This is a genomic window from Mycobacterium sp. NGS61 (assembly GCF_059812325.1).
In genome coordinates this window covers 385510-407580 of record NZ_JCALCL010000001.1, presented here as the reverse complement: position 1 = coordinate 407580, position 22071 = coordinate 385510, and the positions used below count along the sequence as shown (strand labels likewise).

24 protein-coding genes are annotated in these 22071 nt (G+C 64.5%); 8 read left to right on the top strand and 16 right to left on the bottom strand.

Going from position 1 to position 22071, the window contains the following annotated elements; genetic code table 11:
• Positions 1–23 precede the first annotated feature (23 nt).
• From AC5Y3Z_RS02005 to AC5Y3Z_RS01995, 3 genes are all read left to right on the top strand, one after another.
• Complete coding sequence (locus tag AC5Y3Z_RS02005; RefSeq protein WP_473139084.1) at positions 24–1037, top strand: TIGR03617 family F420-dependent LLM class oxidoreductase; 1014 nt, start codon at positions 24–26, stop codon at positions 1035–1037.
• Positions 1038–1117: 80 nt separating this feature from the next.
• Positions 1118–2254 (top strand): acyl-CoA dehydrogenase family protein, encoded by a 1137-nt coding sequence (locus AC5Y3Z_RS02000; RefSeq protein ID WP_473139083.1) that lies wholly within the window; start codon positions 1118–1120, stop codon positions 2252–2254.
• A complete protein-coding gene (locus AC5Y3Z_RS01995; protein ID WP_473139082.1) occupies positions 2251–3210 on the top strand; it encodes an LLM class F420-dependent oxidoreductase in 960 nt (319 codons plus the stop codon). Before AC5Y3Z_RS02000 ends, AC5Y3Z_RS01995 begins: the two co-directional genes overlap by 4 nt.
• On the opposite strand, the gene AC5Y3Z_RS01990 is transcribed toward AC5Y3Z_RS01995, so the two are convergent.
• The 3 genes from AC5Y3Z_RS01990 to AC5Y3Z_RS01980 are packed head-to-tail and all read right to left on the bottom strand — an operon-like array spanning position 3207 to position 6418.
• The gene (locus AC5Y3Z_RS01990) at positions 3207–4229 is read right to left on the bottom strand and encodes a dihydrodipicolinate reductase (protein WP_473139272.1); all 1023 of its coding nucleotides are present in this window, start codon (positions 4227–4229) and stop codon (positions 3207–3209) included. The genes AC5Y3Z_RS01995 and AC5Y3Z_RS01990 overlap by 4 nt on opposite strands.
• A gap of 57 nt (positions 4230–4286) precedes the next feature.
• A complete protein-coding gene (locus tag AC5Y3Z_RS01985; RefSeq protein WP_463827690.1) occupies positions 4287–5360 on the bottom strand; it encodes an NAD(P)H-dependent amine dehydrogenase family protein in 1074 nt (357 codons plus the stop codon).
• Positions 5357–6418: a Rieske 2Fe-2S domain-containing protein gene (locus AC5Y3Z_RS01980; RefSeq protein WP_463827691.1), complete on the bottom strand. Its 1062-nt coding sequence runs from the start codon at positions 6416–6418 to the stop codon at positions 5357–5359. The genes AC5Y3Z_RS01985 and AC5Y3Z_RS01980 overlap by 4 nt, the downstream gene beginning before the upstream one ends.
• 93 nt (positions 6419–6511) lie before the next feature.
• Here AC5Y3Z_RS01980 and AC5Y3Z_RS01975 point away from each other — a divergent pair, with 93 nt between their 5' ends.
• From AC5Y3Z_RS01975 to AC5Y3Z_RS01960, 4 genes are read left to right on the top strand one after another with little or no spacing between them, the layout of a single operon-like run.
• On the top strand, positions 6512–7141 hold the full coding sequence (locus tag AC5Y3Z_RS01975; protein ID WP_473139081.1) for a TetR/AcrR family transcriptional regulator: 630 nt from the start codon (positions 6512–6514) through the stop codon (positions 7139–7141).
• A gap of 55 nt (positions 7142–7196) precedes the next feature.
• The gene (locus AC5Y3Z_RS01970; RefSeq protein WP_473139080.1) at positions 7197–8186 is read left to right on the top strand and encodes a tocopherol cyclase family protein; all 990 of its coding nucleotides are present in this window, start codon (positions 7197–7199) and stop codon (positions 8184–8186) included.
• Between the two features lie 52 nt (positions 8187–8238).
• Positions 8239–9168 (top strand): DUF808 domain-containing protein, encoded by a 930-nt coding sequence (locus tag AC5Y3Z_RS01965; RefSeq protein ID WP_473139079.1) that lies wholly within the window; start codon positions 8239–8241, stop codon positions 9166–9168.
• A gap of 10 nt (positions 9169–9178) precedes the next feature.
• On the top strand, positions 9179–9595 hold the full coding sequence (locus AC5Y3Z_RS01960; RefSeq protein WP_463827694.1) for a VOC family protein: 417 nt from the start codon (positions 9179–9181) through the stop codon (positions 9593–9595).
• A gap of 4 nt (positions 9596–9599) precedes the next feature.
• Here AC5Y3Z_RS01960 and AC5Y3Z_RS01955 read toward each other — a convergent pair whose 3' ends face one another.
• Positions 9600–10043 (bottom strand): GAF domain-containing protein, encoded by a 444-nt coding sequence (locus AC5Y3Z_RS01955; protein WP_473139078.1) that lies wholly within the window; start codon positions 10041–10043, stop codon positions 9600–9602.
• 50 nt (positions 10044–10093) lie between these two features.
• A complete protein-coding gene (locus AC5Y3Z_RS01950; protein WP_473139077.1) occupies positions 10094–11050 on the bottom strand; it encodes an LLM class F420-dependent oxidoreductase in 957 nt (318 codons plus the stop codon).
• A 144-nt stretch (positions 11051–11194) separates the two neighbouring features.
• Between AC5Y3Z_RS01950 and AC5Y3Z_RS01945 the strand changes: the two genes are divergently transcribed.
• Positions 11195–13009 (top strand): glycoside hydrolase family 15 protein, encoded by a 1815-nt coding sequence (locus tag AC5Y3Z_RS01945; protein ID WP_463827697.1) that lies wholly within the window; start codon positions 11195–11197, stop codon positions 13007–13009.
• Positions 13010–13021: 12 nt separating this feature from the next.
• Here the strand turns inward: AC5Y3Z_RS01945 and AC5Y3Z_RS01940 are convergent, their stop codons facing one another.
• From AC5Y3Z_RS01940 to AC5Y3Z_RS01890, 11 genes are all read right to left on the bottom strand, one after another.
• Entirely contained in the window at positions 13022–14476 is a 1455-nt protein-coding gene (locus tag AC5Y3Z_RS01940; protein WP_473139076.1) for a protein adenylyltransferase SelO, read from the bottom strand.
• 70 nt (positions 14477–14546) lie between these two features.
• Positions 14547–15113 (bottom strand): hemerythrin domain-containing protein, encoded by a 567-nt coding sequence (locus tag AC5Y3Z_RS01935; protein ID WP_463827699.1) that lies wholly within the window; start codon positions 15111–15113, stop codon positions 14547–14549.
• An 85-nt stretch (positions 15114–15198) separates the two neighbouring features.
• Positions 15199–15963: an LLM class F420-dependent oxidoreductase gene (locus tag AC5Y3Z_RS01930; protein WP_473139075.1), complete on the bottom strand. Its 765-nt coding sequence runs from the start codon at positions 15961–15963 to the stop codon at positions 15199–15201.
• A complete protein-coding gene (locus AC5Y3Z_RS01925) occupies positions 15963–16307 on the bottom strand; it encodes a hypothetical protein (protein WP_473139074.1) in 345 nt (114 codons plus the stop codon). The genes AC5Y3Z_RS01930 and AC5Y3Z_RS01925 overlap by 1 nt, the downstream gene beginning before the upstream one ends.
• Positions 16307–17356, bottom strand: a complete 1050-nt coding sequence (locus AC5Y3Z_RS01920; protein WP_473139073.1) for an NAD(P)H-dependent amine dehydrogenase family protein — start codon at positions 17354–17356, stop codon at positions 16307–16309. The genes AC5Y3Z_RS01925 and AC5Y3Z_RS01920 overlap by 1 nt, the downstream gene beginning before the upstream one ends.
• Positions 17353–18429: an NAD(P)H-dependent amine dehydrogenase family protein gene (locus AC5Y3Z_RS01915; protein ID WP_473139072.1), complete on the bottom strand. Its 1077-nt coding sequence runs from the start codon at positions 18427–18429 to the stop codon at positions 17353–17355. Before AC5Y3Z_RS01915 ends, AC5Y3Z_RS01920 begins: the two co-directional genes overlap by 4 nt.
• Positions 18426–18845: a hypothetical protein gene (locus AC5Y3Z_RS01910; RefSeq protein WP_473139071.1), complete on the bottom strand. Its 420-nt coding sequence runs from the start codon at positions 18843–18845 to the stop codon at positions 18426–18428. The genes AC5Y3Z_RS01915 and AC5Y3Z_RS01910 overlap by 4 nt, the downstream gene beginning before the upstream one ends.
• 19 nt (positions 18846–18864) lie before the next feature.
• Complete coding sequence (locus AC5Y3Z_RS01905) at positions 18865–19470, bottom strand: hypothetical protein (protein ID WP_463827795.1); 606 nt, start codon at positions 19468–19470, stop codon at positions 18865–18867.
• An 86-nt stretch (positions 19471–19556) separates the two neighbouring features.
• Complete coding sequence (locus AC5Y3Z_RS01900; RefSeq protein ID WP_463827705.1) at positions 19557–19688, bottom strand: hypothetical protein; 132 nt, start codon at positions 19686–19688, stop codon at positions 19557–19559.
• 14 nt (positions 19689–19702) lie between these two features.
• Positions 19703–20500: a CbbQ/NirQ/NorQ/GpvN family protein gene (locus AC5Y3Z_RS01895; protein WP_463827706.1), complete on the bottom strand. Its 798-nt coding sequence runs from the start codon at positions 20498–20500 to the stop codon at positions 19703–19705.
• 23 nt (positions 20501–20523) lie between these two features.
• Positions 20524–22053, bottom strand: a complete 1530-nt coding sequence (locus tag AC5Y3Z_RS01890) for a nitric oxide reductase activation protein NorD (protein ID WP_473139070.1) — start codon at positions 22051–22053, stop codon at positions 20524–20526.
• Positions 22054–22071: the final 18 nt, after the last annotated feature.

Below are 22071 nucleotides of genomic sequence, written 5' to 3'. Positions count from 1 at the left end.
ATCAGAAGGGAATCGTGGCTGGCGTGAAGGTACATCTGCAGGTAGAGGGCGCACCGGACAAGGTGCGTGACAGCGTGCGCGAGATCGGTGAACTGGGAGCCGACGGCCTTTTCACATTCGAGGGACCCCACGACGTGTTCTTCCCGCTGGTCGTGGCGGCGGGGGAGGCCGACCTGGAGTTGATGACCAATGTGGCGATCGCCGGGCCGCGCAGTGCGGTGCATCTGGCGCACTCAGCCTGGGATCTGCAGTGCTACAGCGGCGGGCGATTCCGGCTCGGTCTCGGGTCGCAGATCAAAGCGCACATCGAGAAGCGGTATGGAGCGCAGTGGGGCAAGCCGGCGAGCCGGATGGCTGAGCAGGTCGCCGCGATCAAGGCGATCTTCGCGGCGTGGGAAGGTCAGGCGCCGTTGAAGTTTCGGGGTGAGTTCTACACCCACACGTTGATGCCGCCGAATTTCAATCCGGGGCCCAACCCTTTCGGTCCACCGCCGGTGCTGATGGGAGCGCTCGGACCGCTGATGACCCGCAAGGCGGCGGAAGTGGCTGACGGACTGCTGGTGATGCCGTTCAACAGTGCGCGACACCTCGCGCAGCGGACCGCGCCGGCGCTGGCCCAGGGGTTGCAGGAATCCGGGCGGTCGGTTGCCGATCTTCAGGTGATCGCGCAGGCGATGGTCGCTGTCGGTGGTACCGAGGCGCAGCTGGCGGCAGCTGTCGACGGCGTTGCTACCCTGATCGCGTTCTACGGTTCCACACCCAATTACCGCCCGGTGCTGGAGGTCGAGGGCTGGGCCGAGCTGCAACCGCTTCTCAACGCCATGTCCAAGACGGGTGACTATGCCGGTATGCGGGCGTTGATCACCGAGGAGATGGTGCGCACCATCGGTATCGTCGGCAGTCCCGACGAATGCGCAGCTGAGATCGAAAATCGTTTCGGTGCAATGGCTTCCGATGTCTGCTGTTACTTCCCGTTCTACTCGCCGAGTAGGGAAGACCTGGCCGACCTGGTCGGCGGCTTACATGCGTCCCGATAGTAGGCGACCGCACTCGAACGGCGGGCGATGAATCGTCGGGTGTTACTTTTGTTGCACCCTCACAGTCACCGGAGCCGCCAATGACACCGGGCAGCGATGCCGACAGCATCGAACTCCTTGCCGAGAAGGTCGCCCAGTACGCGCGGGCGCTGTCGGCCGACATCGACAACGAGCGCAGGCTTCCCCCCGAGCTCATCGCCCGGCTCAATGACCTCGGGTTGCTGCGCGCCACCATGCCGCGCGAAGTCGGCGCGCCGGAACTCGATCCCGGGACCGCGCTGCGGTGCGCCGAGACGATCGCGCGCGGTGATGCGGCAACGGGATGGTGCGTATCGATCGCGATCACCAGCGCGCTACTGGTCGCCTACATGCCGGCGGGCGCCCGCGAGGAGATGTTCGGGGACGGCCGCGGTATCGCCGCCGGGGTGTGGGCGCCGCGCGGCACCGCGAAGTCGGTCGACGGCGGAATCGTGGTGACCGGACGTTGGCCGTTCTGCAGCGGAATCACCCACGCCGACATGCTGTTTGCCGGCTGCTTCGTCGACGAACGGCGCGTGCCGTCCGTTGTCGCACTACCCAAGAGTGATCTGACGGTCCTTGATACCTGGCATACCCTGGGCCTCCGCGGCACCGGCAGCCACGACACCGTCGCCGACGAAGTCTTCGTACCTGCGGACCGGGTGTTCTCGGTGTTCGACGGCCCGACCGTCGACCGGCCGCTGTACCGCTTCCCGGTGTTCGGTTTCTTCGCGTTGTCCATCGGCGCTGCGGCACTCGGTAATGCGCGTGCCGCCATCGACGACCTCATCGAGATAGCTGGTGGCACAACACGACTCGGCTCCACCCGGACCCTGGCCGAGCGGCCCGCGACCCAGGCGGCGGTGGCGACCGCCGAGTCCGCACTCAGCGCGGCACGCGCGCTGTACTACGTCACGGTCGAGGAGGCGTGGCAGGCCAGCCACGACCACGACCCGGTGTCGGTGACGCTGCGCAACCGGCTACGGCTGGCGGCCACGCACGCCGCCCGGACCGCCGCGGACGTGGTCCGTGCCATGTACGACCTGGCCGGCGGCAGCGCCATCTATGACAGCTCGCCACTGCAGCGGCGGTTCCGCGATGCGTTCACCGCCACCGCGCACTTCCAGGTCAACGAGGCATCGCGCGAACTGCCCGGACGTCTGCTGCTCGATCAGCCCGCCGACGTGTCAATGCTGTGACCGACATCGAAGTCGTCCTGCCGTACTGGCTCGACCGTCCCGATACCGAGGCGCTGGACATCGCGCAGGCTGCGTCGGAGAGCGGATTCGATGCGCTGTGGATCGGTGAGATGGCCACCTACGACGCGTTCGCGCTCGCCACTGCAATCGGTCTGCGTGCAACGGATTTAACGCTCAAGATCGGTCCCCTGGCCGTCGGCGTGCGCGGTCCGGTGACCTTGGCGTTGGGGGCGAGCACGGTCGCCGCACTGACCGGCAACCGGATCGATCTCGCGCTGGGGGCCTCCAGTCCGGCGATCGTGGCCGGCTGGCACAACCGCGACTGGTCCCACCATGTGGCCCTCATGCGCGAAACCATCGAATGCCTGCGGCCGATACTGGGCGGCGCCCGCGCCGACTACAGCGGACGACACATCAGCAGCCACGGCTTCCGGCTGCGCCACCCTATACCTGAGGCGCGAATTGCGTTGGGGGTGTTCGGTTCGGGCATGGTCGCGCTGGCGGCCCGGCACGCCGACGAGGTGGTGCTCAACCTCGCCTCGCCCGCCCGCGTCGCGCAGGTTCGGGCTGCGCTCGAGCGCGCAGCGGGTGACCGTTCCGTGCCCCGCCTCACGGTATGGGTGCCGGTCGCCCTCGATCCCGGTGCCGGCGCGCATGCTCAACTCGCCGGCCAACTGGCGGTGTATCTCGCCCCACCGGGCTACGGCGAAATGTTCAGTGACCTCGGGTTCAACGACCTCGTCGTAATGGCGCGAGCAGGCGCGACCAGGCGCGAACTGGCGGCTGCCATTCCAGTGCAGTTGCTGGCCGAAGTGGGTGCGTTGGGCTCGGCCGAGCAGATCAGGACGCGGGTGCGCGCGTACCGGAAAGCCGGCGCCGACTGCGTCGCGATTGTGCCGTCGACTGCCGAAGACCCGGGTGGCCGGGCCACCCTGAGTGCACTGTCGCCAGGCTAGCGAGTGCGCCCAAACCCGTTGTGGCTGCGGATCAATGGCAGTGACGCGCTGGTTGCGAAGCCGGCGGGTGCCTGGCATATCGCCGGCACCGCGTTGAGGACCTGCATAGCGGTAGCGACACTGGCCGACCTGACGTGTTCGGCCATAGTGGCAGCGCGGGTGAAACTTGCCAGCGCGAAAAAATGGGCGCGCATGGAAGGAGCGCCCTCAATCGTCAACGTCCAACCGTGCTCGGGTTTGGGCCAGTGTTCCGGGTATTCACCGCCCACCGTCCACAGCGCCTCGATCTCGATGAGTGTCTCCCCGGCTCTGCGCCCCGACCACGTCCAGCGTTGGCCCGCAGTGGATCCGGCGAGCAGCGCATGCTCGAAAATCTGGTGGTCGGCCTTCGCGGGGACCGCTTCCACCGCCGCCACCACCTCGTCGATGTCAGCTCCCAATTCGTCGGCGAGAAACCAGACCTGGTTTTCGAACAGGCCGCTGTTGAAGGCCAGAAAGTCGGTCGCAGTGGGGCAGATCTTTTCGATCGGCTGACCGAAAGCCATGTTGTCGAACGTGATCGAGGTGCTCTCGTACACCGACCAATCGGCCCGCTCCTGCAGGGTGATCTTGTCGATGGTGCGGCTCATGCCCGACAACGCCAGAGGTAACACCCCGGACAGGTTGCCCGGATTCAATCCACTGCCATGCACCGAGGCGTTGCCGGCCTGGCAGGCGGCGGCCACGCGGTCCCGCTCGGCTGACGGGATACGCCGGGGATGGAACAAGAACGCTGTGGTGGCAACGTTTTTACCGCTCGACAGGATGGCGCACACCTCGTCCAGGCTGGCGTTGCGCGGCGTGTAGAGCACGCAGTCGGCGTCGAGGGCAAGAATGTCGTCGACGGACGTGGTCGCGTGTACTCCGATGGCGTCACGCCCCAGCAGCGTGCCGATGTCGAGGCCGTCCTTGTCCCCGGAATACACCCGGGCGCCCACCACCACCATGTCGTCGCGGTGATCGAGGACGGTAGTGAGTATTTCTCGGCCCACAGTGCCGGTGCCCCACCCGACGACGCGATAGCGCAACGTGTTTCGCTAGATCTTGAAGCGGCCGGCGAATGCCCGAAGCGGCAGGTCGGCGCTGGTGACAAGACCCGGGGGAGCGGCGACCACCGACTTGATGGAATTCAGTGCCGGCAGTCCGGTGACCGTCATGCCGATGGAGGCGAAGTTGTCGGGGTTGGACAGGTCGATGCCGGGCTTGGGGAAAATCATGTGCTTGTTATAGATGCACGGGTCGCCCTTGATCTGAGTGATGTAGCAGCCCTTGATGTCCCAGCTGGGATCGGTGTGCGGGGTCATCTGCCACTCCAGGTGCGTCTCCACCCTCGGAATGCCATCCACCATGCCCTGATATTTGATGTAGTTGCCGCCCAGCGAACCCTTCGGCAACGTGTACCAGCCGAGGTCGACGTCCTTGGTGCAGGCGCCGAGCTCGTAGCTGAACTTCACCTCGTCGAGTTCGATGTCGAAGCAGTCGGCCATCATCAGCACGCTGTCGGCGAACACTCGGGTGTACTTTTCCAACTTCGACGGAATCGACGGATCATCCACCGGCAGGCCATAACCGACCTCAATCCAGGTGTCTTTGGAGTGGTGGCAGGACACGTCGACGGATTCGATGGTGGTCACGTTCTCGATTTCCGCGACGTCGGCCGAACACACCACGCCCAGGATCTGGTTGACCCCTGGGTTCATCCCGGTGCCGTAGAACGTCGTGCCGCCTTTGTCACAGGCTTCGGCGAGCAACTGGGTGACGGGCTTTCCGGACGGGTGCGGGTGGTTGCGGTCGCGATGCCAGCCGGTGATCCAGTCGGCGGTGGTGACGATATTGATCCCAGCTTCAAGGACTTTGACGTAGAGGTCCTCGTCGGGGAACACACCGTGGAAGGTCAGCACGTCGGGCTTGGCGGCGATGATCTCGTCGACGCTGCCGGTCGCGGTGACGCCGTTGGCCGGCAGTCCGACGAGTTCGCCGACGTCCTTACCGATCTTGTCGGAGGAATAGCAGTGCACGCCAACCAGTTCCAGGTCGGGCTGAGTGGCGATGCGCTTGATCATCTCGCTTCCGACATTGCCGGTTGCCACTTGAAAGACTTTGATGCTCACAGCCGCACCTCTCGAGAATCGGGTTTTGCCCGCGCGGTCGACCGGGCCAGCTCGCTGGCACTGCCGCCCCGGCCATCGGGATAGAACTGGGTGGCCCACTTGCGAATTGCGGTGAACCCCTCGTACTCCGCCGTTGCGAGCGCCGGCGGATCGGAATAGCGTTGGTGCGCCCAGATGTGCACGTCCTGGGTGAATTGCCGGATGACTTCCTCGCCGAACCCGAGCGCTTTGCGCTCCGCACGTTCGGCCGCCAGACCTTCACGACCGGGAACCCGTCCGATATAGACCATGAACCGGACGTCGGAGGTGCGCTCGTCGACCGGCGTGACGGCCGAGATGGTGCGGTTGTCGATCATTCCCCAACTCTTGGTGACCGCGATGCCCAGTCCGCCGTTGATGGCTTCCACGCCGCTCTTGACGTCGTCGATGCTCTGCTGGTCGTCACCTTCGAAGGTGATGGTGAAGTCGACGTAGGACACCGGGTCGTCGAAGTCGTGCCGGGTGAAGATCGGCACGATGGGTGTGTTGTGCACAAACTTGAAGTGCGCGAAGTCGACGCCGTTCTCGAGCACATATTGCGGATGCAGTTCTAGGTCTTGGCGGAACAGCCGTTGCTGCGGGTAGTAGTCGTCGGGATCGCTGCCGTCGGCGAAGCTGGCGAAGACGTCGGGCGCATCGAAATACGGTGCGCGGCCTTCGATGTCGTGCCAGATGTAAACGGACTCATTCCGTTCGACTACGGGATATGTCTGGATCCGACGGCCCCGGTTGGGGCGGTCCTGATACGGGATGCAGACGTTGCGGCCTTCGTGGCTCCACTGCCAACCGTGAAAAGGGCACTGCAGCACTTCGCCCACGACTTTCCCGCCGTAACCCAGATGAGCGCCGAGGTGTTCGCAGTAGGCGTTCATCACGGTGAGCCCGCCCGAGTCGGCGCGCCAGGCGATCAGCTCCTGACCGAAATACTTCATCGTGTGGACATCGCCGACGCCGATCTCGTCTGACCACGCAACCTGAAACCATCCGGTTGGTTTCATCGACAATGGCGGCTTGGCCATGCTCGCGGTCCTCTCGATCCGATGGTCGAATACTCTATGGAAGATTCATAAAGCAGTCAACGAAACCAAGAGGCCCGGGTTAGGATGCGCCTTATGGCGGTGGCGGACAGTGCGGGTCGCCGATCCAACAAGCGTGGCCTGGCCACCCGCGAGGCCATGTTGCACGCCGCGGTCACCGCTCTGGCGTCCGGCGATCCGGGAGCGGTTTCGGCCAATCGCATCGCCAAACAAATCGGCGTGACCTGGGGCACCGTGCAGTATCAATTCGGCGACGCGGACGGGTTCTGGGCCGCCGTGCTGCACCACACCGCGCAACGCCGCGCCAACCTGTTCGCCAACCCCGACACCGGAGCGTCGTTGCAGGCGCGGGTGGCGGAGATCATCGACACGCTGTACGACGGACTGACCGCACCCGACTCCCGGGCAATCGAGAACCTGCGTGCGGCGCTGCCGCGGGAACCCGCCGAGCTTGATCGGCTCTATCCGCGCACCGCAGCCGAACTGCGCTCGTGGGGTCAGAGCTGGCACGCCGTCTGCCAAAACGCCTTCGCCGATCTGCAGGTCGACGCGCAGCGGGTGCGGGAGATTGCAACCATGATCCCCGGCGCGATGCGGGGCCTTGCGTCGGAACGACAGCTCGGCAGCTACGCCGATCTCGACGAAGCGCGCCGCGGGCTCACCAACGCCATCGTCGCGTATCTGGGCCAGTCCGCGCGAGTGTGAGCAATCCGGCTAGGGGGGCCGGTTCATCCCGGTAGACGGTGGGTACGAAACATGGATGGACGTCGTCGAATCTGTCTTGAACACCGGCCGTCAGTTCGTATCGTTCTATCGACGCACCGGCGCCGACGTGCCTTTCGGGGATCCGCTGCCCTCGCACGGCACTGAGATGGAGGGCTGGTTCTGGCGGATCTCCGAGCCGGACACCGGCCGGGTGGTGGTCGCGCTGTGCAGCGAGAATCGGCATCCCGAAGGCGAATGGTCGACGGCGGCGATCGCGCTGCACCCAGGTGGGGTGGTGCGCTCGGCCGCGATCGACGGGGTGCGCGCCGACCGGACCGAGTTCTCGGTCAAGGCCGAGAGCGGTGAGGATGTGATCGACGCGAGCCGCGAACGGCTCCGGATGGTCATCGGCGACAGCGAAGTCGACTTGAAATTCGACGACGAATTCCGCTGGCCCAAGCCGTTCGGCGGCGGTGGGGTGTTCTCGTCCGTCCCGTTCCTGAACCAGTATTGGCATCCCTACCGGCTGGGCGGCAAAGCGTCGGGAACTGTGACAAGCGGCGACGAGCAGTGGACCTTTACCGACGCCACGCTGTACTGCGAACGCAACTGGGGAGCGGGATTCCCGTTGCGCTGGTGGTGGGGTCAGGCCCACGACTTCGGCGACGCCGACGTGTGCGTGGCATTCTCCGGTGGCCTGCTGGAGTTGGGCCCGTTCAAGCGAGATGTCACCGGAGTCGTTGTGCGACTTGGCAATCGGGTGCTGCGTATCACCCCACCGGCGCTGGTGTCCTACACCGGCAATGACCTGCGTTGGCAGATCGAGGCGCGGACTCCGCGGTTCCACATCGAGCTGGACGGCCGTGGCGTCGGCGACGGCCCGCACGTGCTGCCGGTGCCGCTGCCCGGCGAACGCCGCAATATCGACACCGACTACGAGTACCTGGCAGCCACCCTGCGCCTCACCGTCCGGGAGTGGGGCCGGACCATTTTCGACGGGACCTCGGAACTGGCTGGTCTGGAGATCGGCAGCCGACCTGCCTGATGAGCCACGCGAGGTTCACGCGAGTACTCTTGCGCGCCATGGAGCAGACGCGATGAGTGCAGGTCTGTTCGCCCTTCTGGATGACGTGGCCATGTTCGCCAAGCTCACCGCGGCATCGCTCGACGACATCAGCGGAGCCGCCGGACGCGCGACGGCAAAAGCCGCCGGCGTCGTCATCGACGACACGGCGGTGACGCCCCAGTACGTCGAGGGAATCTCGGCCGAGCGGGAACTGCCGATCATCAAGCGCATCGCGCTGGGGTCGCTGCGCAACAAACTGTTGTTCATCCTGCCCGGTGCGCTGCTGCTCAGTCAGTTCGCGCCGTGGTTGCTCAGCCCGATCCTGATGCTCGGTGCGACGTACCTGTGTTTCGAAGGCGCCGAAAAGGTTTGGAGCAGTCTGCACGGTCACCACGGCGAAGCCGAGCTGCCGGAGAGCGAGGCTCACATGGTGGCCGGTGCGATCCGGACCGACTTCATCCTGTCGGCGGAGATCATGGTGATCGCACTCAACGAAGTGGCTGAACTCGCATTCCTGCCGCGGTTCATCATCCTGGTCATCGTCGCCTTCGTCATTACGGTCGCCGTCTACGGGGTCGTCGCGGGCATCGTGAAGATGGACGACGTCGGCCTACGGCTCGCTGCGACGTCGTCCCGAGCGGGCAGGGCGTTGGGTCGCGGCCTGGTCGCCGGGATGCCCAGACTGCTCTCGGCACTCTCCGTCGTCGGGACTGCGGCGATGCTCTGGGTGGGCGGCCACATCCTGTTGGTGCACAGCAGTCACCTCGGCTGGCAGACCCCGTACAGTCTGGTGCACCACGCGGAGGAAGGCATACATCACGCGGTCGACTCGGTGGGCGGTGTGCTGGCTTGGTTGTTCAATACCGCAGCCTCGGCGGTGATCGGTGCGGTGGTGGGCGGGCTGGTGGTTGCCGTGGTGCACCTGCTGCGCCGGGTTCGGCGCTCGGAATCGAAAGCGTAAGGGGTGGCCGGTGTTACTCGACGGGATCAATCACATCGCGCTGATCTCCGGCGACATCGACCGGTTGCGCGATTTCTACACCGGCGTGTTCGAAGCGGAGGTCGGGCCCACCGAGCCGCACGGTGAAAAGGGCGATGAGACCATGACGATGATCCGCATCGGCCCGCACACCGAACTCAATGTGGTCACCATTGAGGGCAATCGGGAGCCAGACCGGCAGACGCCGATGTGGGGTCGCGGACGGCTCGACCACTTCGGCTTGCAGGCGGCCACGCCGGAAAGTTTCGAGGTGATCCGGCAGCGGCTTGTCGAGCGCGGCGCCAGTGATGGTGCAGTCAACGACTTCGGTGCCGTGCGTAGTCTTTTCTTTCGTGACCCCGACGGGCTCGAAGGCGAAGTCTTGGTCGCAAAGAATGCTGACCGATAACGTCTCAATTGGTTTCGCGGTCCCAAATGCGCTGTGTCGCAATCCCTACCGATGGATCGTGGGTCTGCTGAAAATTCCGCCCGCCACGGCGGAAGGTCTCCGCCACCGCGGTAGGCACATCGTGCTCCAACACGGGTTCGGCTGACCAGTCGCACGGCCGCACATGCACCAGATCGACCTCGGTGGCCCCGTCGTCGGCGTCGAAGAAATATGCCCCGCGGATTCTTCCCAGCCAATACAGGCCGTCGGTGTCGCGGGTCCACACGAACGAACCGTCCGGCACCTCGGCAAACCGCGCGACGCGGCGGTCCAGACGTTCGCCCTCGCCGGAGTCGCGCACCTGTTGACCGAAGCCACACACGCCCAAGCGGCGAGCCCGCTCGAGAGTCGCTTGCGGGTCGATCTCGTCGCTGCGGGAGCGCATCGGCGCTCGGTATACGGCGGTCATGTCGACCATCTTGCTCGTTAGCAATGGCGGGTCCGGTAGCCCGGCGGCGTTTACTTCCGGAGTTGGGGCAAGACGTCGCGCTCCCACGCCGAGAAGAAGCCCGCCATGTCCGGCCCGATCTGTTGCACGTAGACCTCGTCGATCCCGGCCTCGAAGTACTCGCGGACCTGCTGGGCGTGTTTGTCGGGGTCGGGCCCGCAGGCGACGCTCTCCGCGACCTGGTCGGGCGGTACGAGTGACATGAGATCGGCGAAATCCCTGGGACGCGGCAGGATTTGGGCAGCCTGACCCGGTAACGCCTCGTTGGCCCATAGTCGGTGGGCCGTCTTCAGGGCGTTGTCGGCATCTTTGTCCCAGCTGACCTTGGTCCCGGCTTGCACCGGCTTGTCTCCACCCCCGGCCTTGCGGAACGTGTCAACCAGTTCCGCCGAAGGCATCGCCAGGACGTACCCGTCGCCTACCCGGCCGGCGAACTTGGCCGCCTGCGGACCGAACCCGGAGACGTAGATGGGCACCGGCTTGTCCGGGAGAGTGTAGATGCGAGCTTCCTGCACCTCGTAGTGCTTGCCGTGGTGGCTGATCTCGTCGCCCTTGTGCAGCAACCGGATGACGTCGATGGCCTCCTCGAGCATCTCCAGGCGCTGCCCGACCGACGGCCAGCGATCGCCCAGCACATGCTCGTTGAGGGCCTCCCCGCTGCCGACACCCAGGACGAAGCGGCCGTCCAGTTGCACCGCGGCCGTCGCGGCGGCCTGGGCGACGATGGCCGGGTGGATGCGGATCGTAGGACAGGTCACCGCGGTGCTGACCGGCAGCGACGTCACCTGCGACAAGGCTCCGATGACGCCCCAGACGAACGGGCTCTGTCCCTGCTCGTCATTCCAGGGGTGGAAATGATCTGAAATCCACAGTGCGTCGAACCCGGCAGCTTCCGCCCGCTTGGCCTGGTCGATCAGCTCTGCCGGTCCGAATTGTTCGCAGGACAAGAAATATCCGATGGTAGGCATGAGGGGCGGTTACCCGCTGAAGCGCCACCTAGTCACTCTGCGGTGGGGGTGGGGCGTACTCGCACATCTGCGCCCCAGGCGCGAGTCAGCGTCAGGGCCCAGCCCACAGGTGTTTATCGGCGGTGGATCGGGGAACGCGATGGCGTGCCGCCACCGGAGCTCGATCCCCGTACTTCGACGCCGACCGAATCCCCATACCGCGACAAGGGTTTCGTGCCGCTGCGCAGTTATGCGCCGCTGGGCGACGGGCGGACCGTGGCGTTGGTCGCCGAAGACGGTGCCATCGACTGGTTTCCGATACCGAACCTGGATTCGGTGCCCGTCTTCGCGGCGGTGCTCGATGCTGCCAACGGTGGACGCCTGGAGTTGGCACCGGCAATACCGTTCACCGCGCAGCGCCGATATGTCCCGCACACCAATGTGCTGGAAACCACTTTCGTCACCGACTCCGGACGGGTTCGCGTCACCGACGCACTCAACGTCGGACTCGACGGACGGTTGCCGTGGACCGAGTTGGTGCGTCGAATCGAGGGACTGGACGGCGAGGTGCCGATGCGCTGGCGCGTCGCACCCGGCACTTGTTTCAACACCGCGTCACCGTGGGCGAGACAGACTCCGCATGGAATTGTGTTGCGCCTCAAGGACTTGAACTTCGGGGTGTCCATCTCCGAGGGCATGAACGTGGAGCTGACCGATCAGGCGGTATCCGGCACATTCAGTGCGGACCCGTCGTCCCGGCGGGTCATCGGCCTGGTAGCGACCGATGGCGAGCCGCTGATGTTGTCGCCGGTGGACGATATCGATCGGGGATTGGACCGCACCGTCGAGCAGTGGCGCAAATGGTCGGGTGAGTTCGAATGCGCCGGCGCGTGGAGCGAAGCCGTGCACCGCAGTCTGCTGTTCCTGAAACTGCTGATCTTCAGTCCAACCGGAGCCGTGGCAGCCGCGGCGACTACCTCACTGCCGGAACGGCTTTCAGGCGGTAAGAACTGGGACTACCGCTACGCGTGGGTCCGCGATGCCGCCTACACGCTGAGCGCCTTGCGCCGGCTCGGCATCCGGGAGGAAACGCACGCCGCGATCAGCTGGCTGTTGCGCACGGTTCGTCAGCACGGTGCCGGCACCGGGGTGTGCTACCGGCTGGACGGTTCGGAGGTCGAACCGGTGATCAGCCACGAGGTACCCGGGTGGCGGGGGATCGGACCGGTGTTGACCGGCAACCGCGCGCACGGGCAGCTGCAGTTGAGCATCTACGCCGACTTATTCGACACGGTGCGCCTGTACGTCGACTCCGGTCACGCGCTGGACACCGCGACCGGCCACCTACTGGCGGACTTTGCCGACCAGGCCTGCGACGCCTGGCGCACCCGCGACGCCGGGATGTGGGAGCTGGAACAGCTCGAGCACTACACCACCTCCAAACTGGGTTGTTGGCACGCGTTGCGGTGCGCGGTCGGGCTTGCCGAGTTGGGACAGATTCCCGGCGATCCCGATCGCTGGGCCGGTGAGGCCGAACGGATTCGGGCCTGGGTAGAACGCGAATGCTGGTCCGACGAGTTGAACAGCTACGAATGGTATCCGGGCAGTGGCAAACTGGACGCTTCGATCTTGTTGCACGCCGGCAGCGGTTATGACCGAGGCCCGCGGATGACGGCGACCATCGACGCACTGCGACGCGATCTGGGTTGCGGTCCGCTGCTATACCGCTACAGCGGGGCACGCCGGGACGAGCAGGAAGGTGCATTCGTCGCGTGTTCGTTCTGGGCAGTGTCGGCACTGCACTACGTCGGTCGCGACACCGAAGCGCGCGAATTGATGGACCAATTGGTCGAATTGACCAACGATGTCGGCGTGCTGGCCGAGATGATCGACTCAGACGACAACTCTTTCCTGGGAAACCTTCCCCAAGGTCTCAGCCACTTGGCGTTGATCGGGGCGGCACTGGATCTCCAGTCCTGAAGGTGCGGAGAGTCAGGTGCCGCAGAAGGTGCGGTAGACGCCGAAATCCGTGGGGGCCGGGGCTGCATAGCGCTCCAGACCCGGTCGTTCGGTATAGGGGGAGCTGATGGCATCGAGTAGTCGGTTCAACGGTTCGAGGTCGCCCGCCGTCGCCGCGGTGAGTGCTTCTTCGACCAGGTGATTGCGCGGGATGTAGATCGGGTTGACGCGCTGCATCATGTCGACGTCCGGCCCCTGCTGGCGCCAACGTGACGCCCAGGCATCGAACTGGGCCGGGTCCACGAACATGCCACGCGCCGGTTCGGCGTCGCCGGCCGCCGCAGCGCTGAGGTTGCGGAAGAAAGAGGTGAAGTCCGCGTGACTCTCCTGCAACATGGGCAGCAGTTCATCGATGAGCGGCTCGGTCGGTTCGGCACCGGCAGGCAGGCCCAGCTTGGCGCGCAACCCCGCGAGCCAGGCGCTGTGGTATTGGTGAAACCCGTCAAAAGCTTCCTCTATCAACGGGATTGCGTCGTTGATGTCGTCGGCGATCAATGGCAGCAGAGTCTCGGCGAAGCGGGCGAGGTTCCACGCCGCGATGGTCGGCTGGTTGCCGTAGGCATAGCGTCCCCAGGCGTCGATCGAACTGAACACGGTGTCCGGATCGTAGGCCTCCATGAAGGCACATGGCCCGTAGTCGATGGTCTCGCCCGAGATCGTCATGTTGTCGGTGTTCATCACGCCGTGGATGAAGCCGACCAGCATCCACCGGGCCACCAGCGACGCCTGGGCCGCCACCACACCCTCGAACAACGCGAGGTAGGGCTGTTCTGCGTGGGCGGCTTCAGGATGGTGACGGGCAATGGCATGATCGGCCAGGCGGCGAAGCAGACCGATATCTCCTGTCGCAGAAGCGTATTGGAAGCTGCCCACGCGCAGGTGGCTACTTGCCACCCGGACCAGCAAGGCGCCGGGCAGCAGCGTCTCGCGCGTCACGGCGGTCCCGGTCGCCAGCACCGCCAGCGATCGGGTGGTGGATATCCCCAGCGCGTGCATCGCCTCGCTGATCACGTATTCACGCAACATCGGCCCTACCGCCGCCAAGCCGTCACCGCCCCGGGCGAACGGAGTGCGGCCGGATCCCTTCAGGTGGATGTCGCGCAACCGCCCGTCGGCGTCGGCTATCTCGCCCAACAACAACGCGCGGCCGTCACCCAGCCGCGGCACATAGCCGCCGAATTGATGTCCCGCATATGCCTGGGCGACCGGGGTGGCGCCGTCTGGAACCAGGTTGCCCACCAGGAAACGCAGACCGTCGGAGCTACGGAGCCACTGAGCGTCCAGACCGAGTTCGACCGCCAGCGGTTCGTTGAAGACGAGCAATCGAGGCTCGGCCGCAACCTGAGCCCGCCAGGGAACCGCCATCTCGGGCAGGTCGCGGAGAAAGCGGTTACCAAGTGTGATGGTCGTGCCCGGTGCAACGCTCACTTGATCCAGCCTACGGACCGGGGTCAACCGTCTCGGCCATGGCGTGCTGTAGCCAAACCCATGTACGCCCCTAACTTGTCGCCTGGTGCATCAGATCCCGTGCCCGGTCCAACATCGACGCGAACGGTCCGACGACGAAATTCAATTTCGCTGATTCCACGCCGGCGTGGGGCCGGGTCGGTGCGATAGCCTCGGCGACCTTGACGGCGGTACCCATCCGTTTCAGCTCGTCGGTGTCGAGGTCGCGCTGCAACTTCGCGAACTCCTCGATCTCTTCATGTTCAGCGTGTGCCAGCACGGCCTCGCGCAGCTTCGTGAGCTCAGCGATGAACGCATCGGAGGTGATGTCCAGGCTTTCGATCTTGGAAAGCTGTTCCTTCGCATCGTGCTCTTCCTGCAGGAGCCCGTCCACCATTGCGTCGCCGGCTTCCAGATCGCGGCGGGCCCGCGGATGCACCAGCATCTCCTCGGCCGTTTCGTGCACGGCGAGCAGTTGGCGAAGCTGGATGAACGGCTTCTCCCGCGCCTCAGGATCTGATGCGAGCAGCACCTGGTCGAACATATCCTCGATCAGGTCGTGCTGCGCTTTGAGGTAGGCAACAACTTCTTCCGGAGTTTCAACAATCATTTCGGCCACGCCGATACACCTCCATGGGTGGAGTTTGCGAATGCGGGCGGGGGGCTGTGCGCCGCTAAAGGCGGCATACCCGAGCTGTTGAACGCTAAAACGCCTGACGACCCCCGGCCAGCCGCTCCACCTCACGCAGGTCGAAGGGGGCACGAAGGCCGAGGATCAGGTGATCGGCCCCAGCCTCGACCAGGGATCGCATCAGACCCGGTTCCGCGCGCTCGATCCACGCGGTGCGCTCAATCTGGTGCGGGTCGCGGCCAACTTCGCCACACCACCGGTCGATGACCTGGTTCTTTCGTCGGATGGTCGCCGGATCGCCGTAACCGTTCCACATGTCGGCGTACTGAGCGACCAGGCGCAAGGTGCGCCGCTCACCATTACCGCCGATCAGCAGCGGCAGCCGACCGATCGGAGCAGGCCGAAGCAGCCCGATGCGGTTGCGAATGCGGGGCAGCGCCGCGGCAAGAACGTCGAGGCGCTCGGCTGGAGTCCGGACGGGGTAGCCGTATTCGGTCTCGTCGCGCTCCATCCATCCCGAGCCGATGCCCAGCACCGCTCGCCCACCGGAGAGATGGTCGAGCGTGCAGGCCATATGTGCCAGCAGGTCGGGGTTGCGGTAGCAGGATCCGGTCACCAACATGCCGATCTGGGAAACGTTGGCTGTGGTGACGGCCATGGCCGCCAGAATCTGCCAGCCCTCGAAGTGCGGTTCGTCGGGCGAGCCGTACAGCGGAGGGAAGAAATGGTCCCAGGTCCACAGGCTGTCGACGCCCAGGTCGTCGACCCCTTGCCAACCGGCACGCAGCGCGGCCATGGTCGTGTTCTGCGGGTGAATCTGAACGCCGATCTTCACCATCACCGGTCCGGTAGATCGAATTCGAGTTGCAGTCGCGCGGGTCCGCTCATGCCGAGAAATGGCCGCCACGAGGGGGTTTCGGAACACCTCGGATTCGGCAGCCGGTCAGAGCCATGATCGGCCAGGAACTGACTCACCGAAGTCGCAACCTCGGCGTCGGATTCGGGGCCGGGGCTGATCAGTTCGATGCCCCGATCCCAGTCCAGCAGGACCCGAAGCCCCAGATGCTCCAGATCGATGTCGTTCAAAGTGAACCCAAGTTCGGTGAATAGCTTTCCCGCTGCATCTTGCCGCTCCCGTGCCACCGCGAACACGACATGGTGCAACCGTGGCGGGTCGGTCATCAGCGGACCATACCCCGCGGCCGAATCAAACCGAGATCGTAGTGAGTGAGCCAGCCCGGTGCGGCGTCACAGACGTCGGGAATGGCATTGATAGCGCCCATCGCAGTCCAGTTGTAGCCGGGATGTGAGGTGGTCCCGTCCGGGGATTCGAGCCCTTCCAGGGTCAGGACACTTGCTGGATCGCCCTCGATCACGATGCGGTAGCGGGTTTTTCCCCAATCCCAGGCTGGCTCGATGCTGGTCGGACCGCTGGTGAGGTAGATGGCGTGGAAAGCGATGAACGGCTGTCCGCCGACCTGTGCCGTCCAGGTGTGATGCTGCGCGGCCACCGTTCCGCTGGCGATGGCGCCGAGTTCGTGCGGGATGTCCTCGGTGGCGGTGGCGACGGCCAGATCTGCGGTGATGTCGTCTATTTCGACGCCCAGCCCATCGGCGATCATGTACATCGATTGGGCGAAGAACGGCAGACCCATGCCCAGAATGGTTGGCGTGGAGAGAAATTCATCCTGGGGCTTACCGAAACCCAACCAGTCGATGTGGTCCAGTGGTGCGTCGGTGAGCACGTTGACGACCTCGTACACTTCGATCTTGTCGATCCTGCTGGCGACGCGGGCGAGGGTGAGCGGCAGTAGGTCTCCGGCGTAGCCGGGGTGGATGCCACCGCCGTGAAAGCTCGTGCCACCGTCACGGCAGGCGGCCTCGATCTTATTCGCTTCCTCCCGAAAGTACTTGGACGGATGAAAGAATCCGCTCGTGGTGACGACGTTCTTGCCCGATCGCAACAGCCGGCAAACGGTGTCGACATCCATGATGATCGGTGTGTAGAACACGCAGTCCGCCTCGGTCGCCATGACGGACTCGACGTCGTCGGTCGCGACGATGCCCGTCGGTCCGATGCCGATGATGTCCCCGGCATCCTTGCCGACCTTCTCCGGTGTGTGCACCAACACGGCGACCAGGTCGAAGACCGGATTGTCGGCGAAGTGCCGCAGTCCGACTTGTCCGACATCCCCGGTCATCCATTGGATGACGCGATACTTCTCCGTCATTGTGCGCGCGTCCTTCCGTTGCGTGCCAGGACTCCCCGCGGTAACAGCAGGGGCAGGTCGGTGTAGGTGGCGATGCCGGGCGGTGCGGAGACGACGGCGGGTATCGCGGTGATGGGCGGCATGGCGGTGATGGTGAGACCGAGCATGATGTAGTCGTCGATCGACTCCCCGTGGAAGTCCGGGGGCGGCTCGAAACTCAGTGTGGTCTTGATCGTGGGCCGGCCTTCCACCGTTACGGTGTAACCGAAGTTCGTCGACCAACGCGGTTCGAGGGATTGCCCTTTGGTCCACACGGCGCGGGCCTCGACTACCTCGCGGCCCTCGGCGATGCCCCGCCACCGCAGATCGATGCCTGCGACGCAACCTTTTTCGATCGTCCAGTCACCGGGCAGCAGCAGATCCTCGGTGGTTTGGGCATATTCGACGTCGCATCTCATTTCGTCGAGATCGACTCCCAGGGCATCGGCGATCAGCAACAGGGCCTCGCGGAAGATGCCCGACCCTTTCTCGGTGAGAGCAGGCAGGTCCGGCTGATCAATCGGACGACCGAAGCCCATCGGAATCTCGGTGGCCGGAGAGTTGTAAATGGTCGTGTCGAACGATTCGACGATGCAGATGCGATCCACCCGGTCGGACAGTCCGGCGGTGACGATCGCCAGGAGTTGGATGAACCCGGGATTGATGCCGCTGCCGAAAATGGTTGAGTCGCCTTGCATGCAGGCATCGACGATGCGGTCCCGGGCAGGGCCGAGTTGGTGTCCGGTAATGAGTTCCGACGTGGTGACGACGTTGATTCCAGCCCGCAGTATGCGGATCACTTCGTCCACGTCGGCGAACATCGGGTTGTAGACCACGCAGTCGGGTTTGAGGCCGAGCAGCGCGTCGACGTCGTCGGTGGCCTGCACTCCCAGTGGTTCGATCCCGCACAGTCCGCCGACATCACGGCCGACTTTGTCCGGCGACCACGCGTAGCAGCCCACCAGTTCCAACAACGAGTTCTCGGCGATCGCGTGGACCGACTTCCTGCCCACATTGCCGGTGGTCCATTGGACGACGCGCAGCCTCCTGGTCACTTGGCGCCGGCGTGCTGGCGCGCGATGCGTTCATCATGGATGCGCACCAGTTCACGAAAGCCCAGACGGTGGTACTTCGGCGTGGGCTGGATACCCCAGACGTCCCGGGCGGTGTCCTTGCCTTCGGCGCCTTCCGGCGGACCCAACGGTGGGTAGGGGTATTTGCATTCCAGGGCGTCGTCGGAGTAGCGGACTTTGAGCAACTCGCTGCAGATTTCAGTGAGGCTCAGCGTGGGATACCCGTAGTAGACGGCCATGAACGGCAACGTGAATGCGCCCTCGAGCACCAGGGCCACCAGGCACACCAGCACCGCCCGCTTGATCCACTTGTGCATGCGCGCGTAGTAGGGCGTGGTGCCCGGCGGCAGGTCTTCGGCCGGTTCTTTGTCATCTGTGACAGTCGATTTCGTCGTCATGGGGATGCTCCTTCATGCCCTAGTCGGAGAAGATTTCGCGATTGACGGTGTGTAGGTAGGGGATGGCGAGGAACGGCGTGATGTAGAAAATGTCGTAGAGCCACCAGCCGATCACCGGGAAAACCACACCGGCATAACGCACGTCGGCGTACATGGTCATGTTGAAGACGTAGGCACACCAGATGACGGTGCCCATCCAGCATGTGACCACCATCCACTGATGGCCCCACCGTTTCATCTGCAGGAATCCGATAGCCGCGGCGACCCGCATGGAGAACACGGTCAGGATCAGACCGGCTACGTACGCTTTCTCACCCGGCCCCGATGCGCCGCCCACCCAGGATTCGTTGTAGTGCCAGAAGTAACCGGCGTCGAACATGTTGCCCCAGCCGATCATCAGCACCCTGTTGATCAGGGTGTGGTTGGCGACGAGGTCCAGTGCCCATCCCAGGCTGTTCAGCATTCCGTCGATCAGCACCAGGTAGCCGATCAGCGTGACGATCATGGGGCGAACCGACAGCCCGGCACGTAAAGCCTGACGCTGCAGCCACACCCCACGCATGAAGATGGGGAATCCGATCAGGCCCGGGGCCCAGCATCCCATCAACCCGGCACCGACGATCATCCATTTGTCGGCTCGGCGCTGGGCTTGTCGTGATTCGTCGTCATGCTCAGAGAGGTTGACCGAGTCGCCCGGAGAGACGACGGCGGTCACAGGTCCCACCAGCCACGGGCGAAGGACATGTACAGCTGAATGCTGAACATGATCAGCAGGTATCCGTAGATGAAGATCTGAAAGACGATGAGTGCCCGCTTGCGTTTGCGCTCTTGTTGATCCACCATTTCGTCCGCCTTTCCTAGAAAGTCCCTGAGGGTTCGGTGTTCAAGGTCGCTGCTGCGACTTCGCGCAGACCGTCGTTGATGGCACCGTCGGTACTGAGCGGTGCGAGTATGCAGGCTTCGGCCGCGCTGATCTCGGTGGCTCCGGCCGCGATCAGCTTCGCGGCCGTGACCAACACCCGGGTAGAGGGCGGCTCGAAGTGGAATACGGCGTCCGCAGAGCGAATAGCGTTGGCGCAGGAGACAAGTCGGTGCGCCGTCGCGATCTCTACGTCCGATTCCGCCACAATCACCTCGGCCTCCTGCACGGCGGGCAGATATGTCATCGGCAGGGTCGCGAATCGCTGACGGAAGGACGGCTTCAACTCTTTCAACGAACTGCGGTAGGCGGGATTGTAGGAGCAGACCAGCATGAACGAGTCGGGCGCCCGGACGACTTCGTCGGCGCGATCCAGATAGAGAGCGCGACGGTGATCGGTCAGGGAGTGCAGAATCGCCAGTGAGTCGTGTCGGGCCTCGACCACCTCGTCGAGGTAGCAGATGGCGCCGGCCTTGACTGCTCTGGTCAGCGGGCCGTCTTTCCAGATCACATCTCCACCGGTGACCATGAAGCGGCCGACCAGGTCCGAACTGGTGAGGTCGTCATGGCAGCTGATGGTGACGACAGGTTGCCGGAGCAGAGCGCCCATGTGTTCGACGAAGCGGGTCTTGCCGCATCCGGTGGGCCCGGTCAGCATCACCGGAACGTGTTCGCGGTAAGCCTGTTCGAACAACTCCACCTCGTTGCCGCTGGCGATGTAGGTGTCGGTGGTCATTTCTCCCCTCAGGTCTGCGCCGGTCACGCGGAGACAAGCTCTCGGTGGACGTGCGCGAGTACTCGCGGCAGTTCTTCGACACGTTTGATCCGTCGCGACCGGCGGGATCCGAACACCTCGGGTAGCGGATCGACCCGCGTTGGGCCGACGCCCACGTAGTACACCGAGACGCCGGCGTCGTTGGCCTCCTCGACCGCATGCGCCACGTCGGCCCACGCGTAACGGCCTTCGTATCCTTCGTCAGAGATCAGTCCGTCGCCGATCACGATGAGCAGACGGCGTTCAGCCGGTTGGGTCAACAGCCGCGAGGTCAAGTGTCGAATCGGCGCGCCGAGCCGGGTGTAACCACCGGTCATCAGCCCGAGCTTGCCCGGCGCTATGAAGTGGCCGTCCTGAAAGTCTTTGAGACAGCGCACTTCGACGCGGTGCCGGGTGTTTCCGGTGAACACAAAAATGCCATGGCGTTCACGAGCGAGTGTCATCGCGCGGGACAGCGCATCGGCGCATTCGAGTTCCAAGCGGAAAATGCGGCCGCCGTGCACGCCCAGTGAGGAACTACCGTCGAGCAACAGCGCGGTGGCGACGTCGCGGCTGTGCGGCAACAGTTCCCGGAAAATCCTTGGTTCGCTTGCCGTCTGGGTCAACATGTCAATGTAGTGCCGCACGTATTGCTCGACGTCGAGATCGGATCCGTCCTCGAGCCGGTTGGTCATCGCGCGATGCGTGTGCTCCTCGAACCACTTTCGAAGGTTTTCTGCGACCGGGGCCGGGTGACCGGCCTGCGGGTAGGAGGGAAACTCCAGCACTGCAACATGATTCGCCAGGAAGGTCTTTGTCCAGGCGTTCCACTCCGGATACGGGATACCTTGCCGGCGTTCGGGACTGGTGTCGAGGTCGTTATCCTCTGGTCGGCTGGGCGGTGGCAGGTTGGGGTTGCGAACGCCACCATCGCCGCCCACCGGCACCGAATATGGGCGCGGATGACGCTGTTGGGTGCTGGTCCACGGCATCCTGCCGAGTCGCTTGATTGCGCTGGCTAATCCGCGGGCGCTGAATTGGGTGCGCGGCAGCATGCCGAGCAATGGGTGCTCGACGATCGGCTGTCTACCGCGCGCAATGTCGATCGCTTGGTCGAACATGGTCGCGGCATCCAGGTCCGGATCGCGAATCGGGATGTCGGACAACGCTCTTTTTAGCTCAGGCATCAGTCCGGGCCAGTGCGCAGCGATCCAGCCCATCGCGACACCTGCTTCGACGAAAGCCAGGGCGCGGTGTTCGCGGGGCGACAGGTCGGACAACCGGTAGTGGGCGAGGCGTTCTTTGGACGGCGAGCATTGCAACGCGACACCACACGTCAGGGTGCGGCGGGTCCAGTCGTCGCCGACGCCCGGGTAGGGAACGTGCACGAGGTCCAACGCGGGGCTCAAACCGAAGCTGCGGCCGGCACCTGTGAGTAGGCGGGCACCGTCGCGGCGCTGTCCACTGAGCGCCACTGCCGTCAGTGCACAACTGCGCTCGATCGCCATCGCCGATGAATCGGCCGTCCCGGCCACGCGATCAGAACGTTCCGA

Excerpts from the sequence above, each read along its gene's own strand:
- AC5Y3Z_RS01900 (WP_463827705.1), bottom strand. The coding sequence starts at position 19,688 with ATGGTGGATCAACAAGAGCGCAAACGCAAGCGGGCACTCATCGTCTTT.
- AC5Y3Z_RS01950 (WP_473139077.1), bottom strand. The coding sequence starts at position 11,050 with ATGCCTACCATCGGATATTTCTTGTCCTGCGAACAATTCGGACCGGCA.
- AC5Y3Z_RS01980 (WP_463827691.1), bottom strand. The coding sequence starts at position 6,418 with ATGGCCAAGCCGCCATTGTCGATGAAACCAACCGGATGGTTTCAGGTT.
- AC5Y3Z_RS02000 (WP_473139083.1), top strand. The coding sequence starts at position 1,118 with ATGACACCGGGCAGCGATGCCGACAGCATCGAACTCCTTGCCGAGAAG.
- AC5Y3Z_RS01930 (WP_473139075.1), bottom strand. The coding sequence starts at position 15,963 with ATGGTGAAGATCGGCGTTCAGATTCACCCGCAGAACACGACCATGGCC.
- AC5Y3Z_RS01895 (WP_463827706.1), bottom strand. The coding sequence starts at position 20,500 with ATGACCACCGACACCTACATCGCCAGCGGCAACGAGGTGGAGTTGTTC.
- AC5Y3Z_RS01920 (WP_473139073.1), bottom strand. The coding sequence starts at position 17,356 with ATGACGGAGAAGTATCGCGTCATCCAATGGATGACCGGGGATGTCGGA.
- AC5Y3Z_RS01910 (WP_473139071.1), bottom strand. The coding sequence starts at position 18,845 with ATGACGACGAAATCGACTGTCACAGATGACAAAGAACCGGCCGAAGAC.
- AC5Y3Z_RS01905 (WP_463827795.1), bottom strand. The coding sequence starts at position 19,470 with ATGATCGTCGGTGCCGGGTTGATGGGATGCTGGGCCCCGGGCCTGATC.
- AC5Y3Z_RS01975 (WP_473139081.1), top strand. The coding sequence starts at position 6,512 with ATGGCGGTGGCGGACAGTGCGGGTCGCCGATCCAACAAGCGTGGCCTG.
- AC5Y3Z_RS01955 (WP_473139078.1), bottom strand. The coding sequence starts at position 10,043 with ATGACCGCCGTATACCGAGCGCCGATGCGCTCCCGCAGCGACGAGATC.
- AC5Y3Z_RS01925 (WP_473139074.1), bottom strand. The coding sequence starts at position 16,307 with ATGACCGACCCGCCACGGTTGCACCATGTCGTGTTCGCGGTGGCACGG.
- AC5Y3Z_RS01965 (WP_473139079.1), top strand. The coding sequence starts at position 8,239 with ATGAGTGCAGGTCTGTTCGCCCTTCTGGATGACGTGGCCATGTTCGCC.
- AC5Y3Z_RS01970 (WP_473139080.1), top strand. The coding sequence starts at position 7,197 with ATGGACGTCGTCGAATCTGTCTTGAACACCGGCCGTCAGTTCGTATCG.